This window comes from Aeromonas sp. HMWF016, from assembly GCF_963878195.1.
Classification (GTDB): Bacteria; Pseudomonadota; Gammaproteobacteria; order Enterobacterales; family Aeromonadaceae; genus Aeromonas; species Aeromonas lacus.
The window spans coordinates 22,828-29,196 of record NZ_CAWNWX010000108.1; the positions used below are offsets into that span (position 1 = coordinate 22,828).

Annotated in this window: 6 protein-coding genes and 1 pseudogene; 3 read left to right on the forward strand and 4 right to left on the reverse strand. The window is 52.8% G+C overall.

Translation table 11 applies throughout. The features are described 5' to 3' along the window. Positions 1–36: 36 nt before the first annotated feature. The 3 genes from cysD (at position 37) to cysC (ending at position 3,169) form a co-directional block, all read left to right on the forward strand. Positions 37–975, forward strand: coding sequence for a sulfate adenylyltransferase subunit CysD (gene cysD / locus AACS24_RS18150; protein ID WP_108571560.1), 939 nt, complete (start codon positions 37–39; stop codon positions 973–975). A 12-nt stretch (positions 976–987) separates the two neighbouring features. Continuing rightward, the gene (gene cysN / locus AACS24_RS18155; protein ID WP_108571550.1) at positions 988–2,415 is read left to right on the forward strand and encodes a sulfate adenylyltransferase subunit CysN; all 1,428 of its coding nucleotides are present in this window, start codon (positions 988–990) and stop codon (positions 2,413–2,415) included. A gap of 163 nt (positions 2,416–2,578) precedes the next feature. Then, positions 2,579–3,169, forward strand: coding sequence for an adenylyl-sulfate kinase (gene cysC / locus AACS24_RS18160; protein ID WP_041210244.1), 591 nt, complete (start codon positions 2,579–2,581; stop codon positions 3,167–3,169). 248 nt (positions 3,170–3,417) lie between these two features. On the opposite strand, the gene AACS24_RS18165 is transcribed toward cysC, so the two are convergent. The 4 genes and pseudogenes from AACS24_RS18165 to AACS24_RS18180 all read right to left on the reverse strand — a co-directional run. Continuing rightward, positions 3,418–4,071 carry a hypothetical protein gene (locus AACS24_RS18165; RefSeq protein ID WP_108571551.1) on the reverse strand — a complete coding sequence of 218 codons (654 nt, stop codon included), beginning with the start codon at positions 4,069–4,071 and terminating at the stop codon, positions 3,418–3,420. A 219-nt stretch (positions 4,072–4,290) separates the two neighbouring features. Further along, complete coding sequence (locus AACS24_RS18170; protein WP_146181429.1) at positions 4,291–4,776, reverse strand: hypothetical protein; 486 nt, start codon at positions 4,774–4,776, stop codon at positions 4,291–4,293. Between the two features lie 352 nt (positions 4,777–5,128). Beyond that, entirely contained in the window at positions 5,129–5,506 is a 378-nt protein-coding gene (locus AACS24_RS18175; RefSeq protein WP_108571552.1) for a hypothetical protein, read from the reverse strand. Positions 5,507–5,945: 439 nt separating this feature from the next. Beyond that, positions 5,946–6,369: pseudogene (locus AACS24_RS18180) on the reverse strand (methyl-accepting chemotaxis protein); the annotation flags it as partial.

The following is a 6,369-nucleotide window of genomic DNA, read 5'->3' on the forward strand; positions in this document are numbered from 1 at the left end:
GTGCGGCCGCGCACTGAACCACCCAGCGCCCTGACCATGCGCGTTAGCAATGACCCGAGGACCAACATGGACCGTGAAAGACTTACCCATTTGCAGCAGCTGGAAGCCGAGAGCATCCATATCATCCGCGAGGTGGCTGCCGAATTTGAAAACCCGGTGATGATGTACTCCATCGGCAAGGACTCCTCCGTCATGCTGCATCTGGCCCGCAAGGCCTTCTATCCGGGCAAGATCCCCTTCCCCTTGCTCCACGTCGACACCGACTGGAAGTTCAAGGAGATGATCACCTTCCGCGACGAGACCGCCAAGAAGTACGGGCTGGACCTTATCGTCCACAAGAACCCGGATGGCCTCGCCATGGGCATCAACCCCTTCGTACACGGCAGCGGCAAGCACACCGACATCATGAAGACCGAGGGGCTCAAGCAGGCGCTCAACAAATACGGCTTCGACGCCGCCTTCGGTGGCGCTCGCCGCGACGAGGAGAAGTCCCGTGCCAAGGAGCGGGTCTACTCCTTCCGTGACAAGTCTCACCGCTGGGATCCGAAGAACCAGCGCCCCGAGCTGTGGCGCGTCTACAACAGTCAGGTCAACAAGGGGGAGAGCATCCGGGTGTTCCCGCTCTCCAACTGGACCGAGCTGGATATCTGGCAATACATCTATCTCGAGAACATCGACATAGTGCCGCTCTACTTCGCGGCCCATCGCCCGGTGGTGGAGCGCAACGGCATCAAGATCATGGTGGATGACGATCGCATGCCGCTCACCGCCGAGGATGAGGTGAAGCAGGAGCTGGTGCGCTTCCGCACCCTCGGCTGCTACCCGCTGACCGGGGCCATCGAATCCGCTGCCACCACCTTGCCGGAAATTATTGAAGAGATGCTGCTCACCACCTCGAGCGAGCGGCAAGGGCGGCTCATCGACCACGATCAGGCCGGCTCCATGGAGCAGAAGAAGCGTCAGGGTTATTTCTAAGGAGTCGTCAGCATGAACAGCCATATTCAGACCGCCATCACCGAACAGGGCATTGAAGCCTATCTGCACGCCCAGCAGCACAAGAGTCTGCTGCGTTTTCTCACCTGCGGCAGCGTGGATGACGGCAAGAGCACGCTCATCGGCCGCCTGTTGCACGACTCCCAGCAGATTTATGAAGATCAGCTCAAAGCGCTGGAGTCCGACAGCCAGAAGCTCGGCACCACCGGCGAGAAGCTGGACCTGGCGCTGCTGGTCGACGGCCTGCAAGCGGAGCGCGAGCAGGGCATTACCATCGACGTGGCCTACCGCTATTTCTCCACCGCCAAGCGCAAATTTATCATCTCGGATACCCCGGGCCACGAGCAGTACACCCGCAACATGGCCACCGGCGCCTCCACCTGCGATCTGGCCATCATCCTGATCGACGCCCGCAAAGGCGTGCTGGATCAGACCCGCCGCCACAGCTTTATTGCGAGCCTGCTCGGCATCAAGCAGTTCGTGGTGGCGGTCAACAAGATGGATCTGGTGGAGTTCAGTCAGGAGGTGTTCGAGCGCATCAGCGCCGATTACCGCGAGTTTGCCAAAAAGCTCAGCGTCGACACCATCCATATCGTGCCTGTCTCGGCGCTGGACGGCGACAACGTGGTCAACCAAAGCGACAAGCTGGCCTGGTATCAGGGCGAGACCCTGCTCTCCCTGCTTGAAACTGCTGAGGTAGAGCGCGAGCTGGAACGCCATCCGGTGCGCCTGCCGGTGCAGTATGTGAACCGCCCCAACCTCGATTTTCGCGGCTTCGCGGGCACGCTCGCCTCCGGCATCTTGCGGGTGGGCGACAAGCTGGCGGTGCTGCCGTCGGGCAAGGAGAGCACAGTGACCCGCATCGTCACCTTCGACGGGGATCTGGAGTACGCCCTGCCGGGTCAGGCCATCACGGTCACCTTCGCCGACGAGATCGACATCAGCCGCGGCGACCTGCTGGTGGATGCCGCCAACCGTCCGCAAGTGACCCAGAACCTGCTGGCCCATATCGTCTGGATGGGGGAGGAGTCCCTGCAACCGGGCCGGGTCTATGACGTCAAACTGGCCACCAAGAAGAGTCGCGGTCAGGTGGAGGCTATCCGCCACCGTATCGAGATCAACAAGCTGGACGAACTGCCCGCAAGCGAGCTCAAGCTCAACGAGATCGGCCTGTGCGAGCTGAGCCTCACCGACCCGGTGGCGTTCGACCCGTATCAGGAGATCCGCGATACCGGCAGCTTTATCCTGATCGACCGGCTGACCAACGTCACCGTCGGCGCCGGCATGATAGTGGAAGGCTTGGCCGCCAAAGCAGCCAAAGGCCACTACAGCGAGTTTGAAATCGAGCTCAACGCGCTGGTACGCAAGCACTTCCCCCACTGGCAAGCGCTGGCCATCGGCAGCGACAGCGACAAGCAATAGCTCGTCGTTCTCCCTCCCTGCGGGAGAGGGCTGGATGATGAGCGTCCCCCGTTATCCCCACCCCTCCTGTCGCTGAGGAAAAGAGGGGGCAGGGAGTGTTCCCTCTCCCTTTGGGAGAGGGCCAGGGTGAGGGGCTGGATTGCGCCGAAAAGAAGGAGTCTGGATGAATAACGTTGTGTGGCACCCGCATGCGGTGAACAAGGCAAGCCGGGCCGAGGCCAAGGGGCAACGACCGCTGGTGATCTGGTTTACCGGGTTGTCGGGGGCAGGCAAATCGACTCTGGCGGGGGCGCTGGAGCAGGCGCTGGCCGCCGAGGGCAAGCACACCTATCTGCTGGATGGCGACAATGTGCGCCACGGCCTGTGCGGTGATCTCGGTTTCGATGATGCCGCGCGGCAGGAGAATATCCGCCGGGTCGGCGAGGTGGCAAAGCTGATGGTGGATGCGGGGCTGATTGTGCTCACCGCCTTTATCTCGCCGTTTCGTGCCGAGCGGGCGCTGGTGCGCAGTCTCTTGGGTGAAGGGGAGTTTGTCGAGGTCTTTGTCGATGCACCGCTCGCCGTCTGTGAAGAGCGCGACCCCAAGGGGCTCTATAAAAAGGCGCGGGCAGGGGAGATCCGCAATTTTACCGGTATCGACTCCGCCTATGAGGCGCCCGAGCAGCCGGAAATCCATCTGCTCAACGCCGGCAAGCCGGTCGCTGCGCTGGTGGATGAGCTGCTGACCGCCCTGCGGCAGGGGAACTACCTGTAGTTGGATCGGAAGAACCTATAACAAGCGCCCGGCGGCCGGCCAGTTGGCTACCACAGGCGCTGATGGGCTGGCGGCAGCCACTATAAGCAAAAGTTGGGTCATTATCGTAAAACCCATAAATCCAGCTTATAGTGGTGCCAGCGAGCCTTGAGTTACTCCAAGGCAGCCGATAGCAACCCCGCAAGAGGATCTTCCGATCCTTGCTTATATCGCGGCGGGGTTATTCGCGATTGTCCGAATACGCTGCGCTATTCGAACCTACGGGCTGGAATAATTCCGCTGCTTATAAATAAGCGACAAAGCTCTGTTGGAATTATTACACCTCCATCTAAACCACCATTATTAACACCTAATCCCGCATTTACATACGCCAATAGAGTCGACTCTTCCATGTTGAGTGATTCTCTTATCGTTGATTGAGAAAATAGTGCAATTCCATTGATTTCAAATGTTGGTATTCTCTCAAGTGCATGAAGCATGTGACGAAGTTGACTATAGTTAATAATTTCTTTGGCGTAAGCAGCAAAACACTTTGCTGCTAATTCTGGCTTTGCTTCACTTTCCATGCGATCGAGAATTTCAATTAGTGCAGTGCCTACTTTTCCGGCGAACTTATCATCTTCGTTTAACTTATCAATCATTATCATTCTATCGTGCAGTGGTATGTCTGATAACTGATCAATAAATTTAATTAGCTTGGTTGCAAATATATGATCTTTAACCATGCTGATACTATTGCACATGCTTACGACTGTGCTGACAAAAGGAATTTCTTTAAGTGCTCCTGACTCTAAAGCTGCGTCTATGCCCAGCTCTGCATATTCTTTACCTAGGCTAATTACAGATTCAGATCTAACAATGTGAGCTACAACTTCACCTTTTGAGGTCTCTTTTTTCCCCATTTTCCCTCTCCAATCAGTAAAATAAATATAGGAAATCTAGGACACCCACCAATTTGACGGCATCTCGTATGTTTGGCTAAAAGTCAGTATATTGGTGCTGAACTAAGTGACGCCAACATTTTACCGCGAAACATATCTGAAAATTTGTCATTATCGAGCAGTGAAATCCATTTGAGCCCTTAATTTGCTGGCGTGAAAATGCTCGTCTGTTAGGCTTCACTACACTCTTCGCCAACCTACAAAAAACACGTTACTGCCCCTGATTATTAATGTTTGGGTGGCTGAAATGTGGGGATTACGAGTTTCTTGAGAAGTTTTCTGAAAAAAATATGGGTCATTCTCCAAACCCATTTCAATATTAACCCTCTCTCTAAATACTACTGCCTCCCAGTGACGAAGAAGGGATTGTGCCGATTTGAGCTCATTTTCAAAATCATCTAAAGATATACCTACACGGTCAGAGCTCTTTTGCTTATTGAACGCGACTTTTCTAGATATGCCAAAGCGAAATAGGTCTCCCGAAGGATCAATTTCATGATATGCAGTAATGATATTGTTTGTCATTTCAAGGCGAGCATCATCATTAAGCTTGTAACCATTACCGATGATGAGCCAATCTTTGCAAGCTAACCATATCGTTTCAAGACTATGGCTATTAAGAGGTGCAGTATCAAAGGTTTTATCAAAAGTATTTATTGAATGCATTAATGCTTTTAAATGTAGTTCAATAACTTGTCTCGATATGTGGGCAACTGGAGCAATCTAGTTTCCAACCCCTGAAATACGGTATTTTTCAATTAATGCATCAGCGGCCATGCCAAAGTCGATAGCAAGTTTAGAATACCCACGTGAAGCATTATTGTTTTCAACATAAGAAATTGATTTATGGTTTTCTAATATCATAATGATGGCCCTTTCCATATGTCATAGTGAAATCTAGGAACACTAGAAATTTTGTTTTTTGGCATTAAATGACTCTTGCTGATGATGAGTAATTAAACTCTTTGCATAACTCCAAAGCAAAGCTATGGTGATTTACTGCCTAGTGGTACTATTTTTAGTTTTTCTTTAGAACGAGTTTGTCACCTGAATTGCTAATTATTTTATAACCTCTGAGTTTGTTAAGCGCGGCAACACCTCCAGACGCAACAGAGATAGCTATCGCGCTCATAGCTGTTCCAGCACCTAAGATCCCGACGGCGGCTCCTCCTGTTAATGCGGCGATACCTTTTGCGCCTGCTTGAGTTGCCGGTTCTGGTACGGGGTAAAGAATCGCAACTACAGCAACTCCTATTGCTCCGATTGCAACAACCCACGCAACTTTACCAGTTGCTTTAATTTTTATTACTTTATCTTTTAAGCTGCCTTCTATCTCAATGGTATCTTGATCTTCGTTAAGAGCTTTTCCTAAATCTTTTTCATTGTTAATAGCCATTATTTTATCCTTCCTTATTAATTAATAATAAGAACATGAATGTTGAAATATCGAGGAGGTACATGACTCCATCACAAGCTTATCCGTTTCATCAAACAACGCTACCGCCCCTGAATTTCAGCCTCCAGTCTGCTGTTTTTTCCCTGCGATATGGTGCTGGTCTGGCTCATGGCTGACTCCTGCGAGAGGTTGCCAAGCGGATATGTTACCGAATGGAGCTTTGTAAGGAAGAGGGATATGGTAACTTTCTGAGCAGGATCAATAAATTAATAAACATTGGATGGTGATGGCGGCGCTCAACAGCTGTGGTCTATCAAGGCAAGGGAAAATTGGAAGGCGAAAGCGGGAGTGTCGCCCTTTTGTTGGCAGGCATTAAAAAACCACATGGGCCCAAGGGCCCATGTGGTTTTTCTGCGCTGATTGCTTGTCTGTATCTGGCTTAGCGAACCGGCACCACGCGGGCGGCTGGCATCTCGTAGCGGCTCTGGGTTGCCGGAGCCCCTTTCTGGAACTGGCGTACCAGACGGTTGAGGTCGCTCAGCTGGGTCACCAGCTGGGTGATGCCGTGGACGGCGTGCTGGCTGCCGACGCTGGAGTCATCGGCCAGGGTTTTGATGCTGAGCACGTTGCGGTTGATCTCGGCGGTGACGTGGGATTGCTCCTGTACTGCGTGGGCAATCTGGCTGCTGCCGGAGGCAACCTGCTGCAGCATGCTGTTGATTTGCTGCAGGATGGCGCCGGTAGCCGATGCCTTCTGTTGGCAGCTGTCCGCCAGCAGGCAGCCCTTCTCCATCGCCTGCTCTGCTTCGCCGGAGCTGTTTTGCAGTTCGGTGATCATCTTCTGGATTTCGCTGGTAGAGGAT

Bases quoted from the DNA above. Each gene is read 5' to 3' on its own strand.
- cysN (WP_108571550.1), top strand. From the start codon at position 988: ATGAACAGCCATATTCAGACCGCCATCACCGAACAGGGCATTGAAGCC.
- cysC (WP_041210244.1), top strand. From the start codon at position 2,579: ATGAATAACGTTGTGTGGCACCCGCATGCGGTGAACAAGGCAAGCCGG.
- AACS24_RS18170 (WP_146181429.1), bottom strand. From the start codon at position 4,776: ATGCATTCAATAAATACTTTTGATAAAACCTTTGATACTGCACCTCTT.
- cysD (WP_108571560.1), top strand. From the start codon at position 37: ATGCGCGTTAGCAATGACCCGAGGACCAACATGGACCGTGAAAGACTT.
- AACS24_RS18175 (WP_108571552.1), bottom strand. From the start codon at position 5,506: ATGGCTATTAACAATGAAAAAGATTTAGGAAAAGCTCTTAACGAAGAT.
- AACS24_RS18165 (WP_108571551.1), bottom strand. From the start codon at position 4,071: ATGGGGAAAAAAGAGACCTCAAAAGGTGAAGTTGTAGCTCACATTGTT.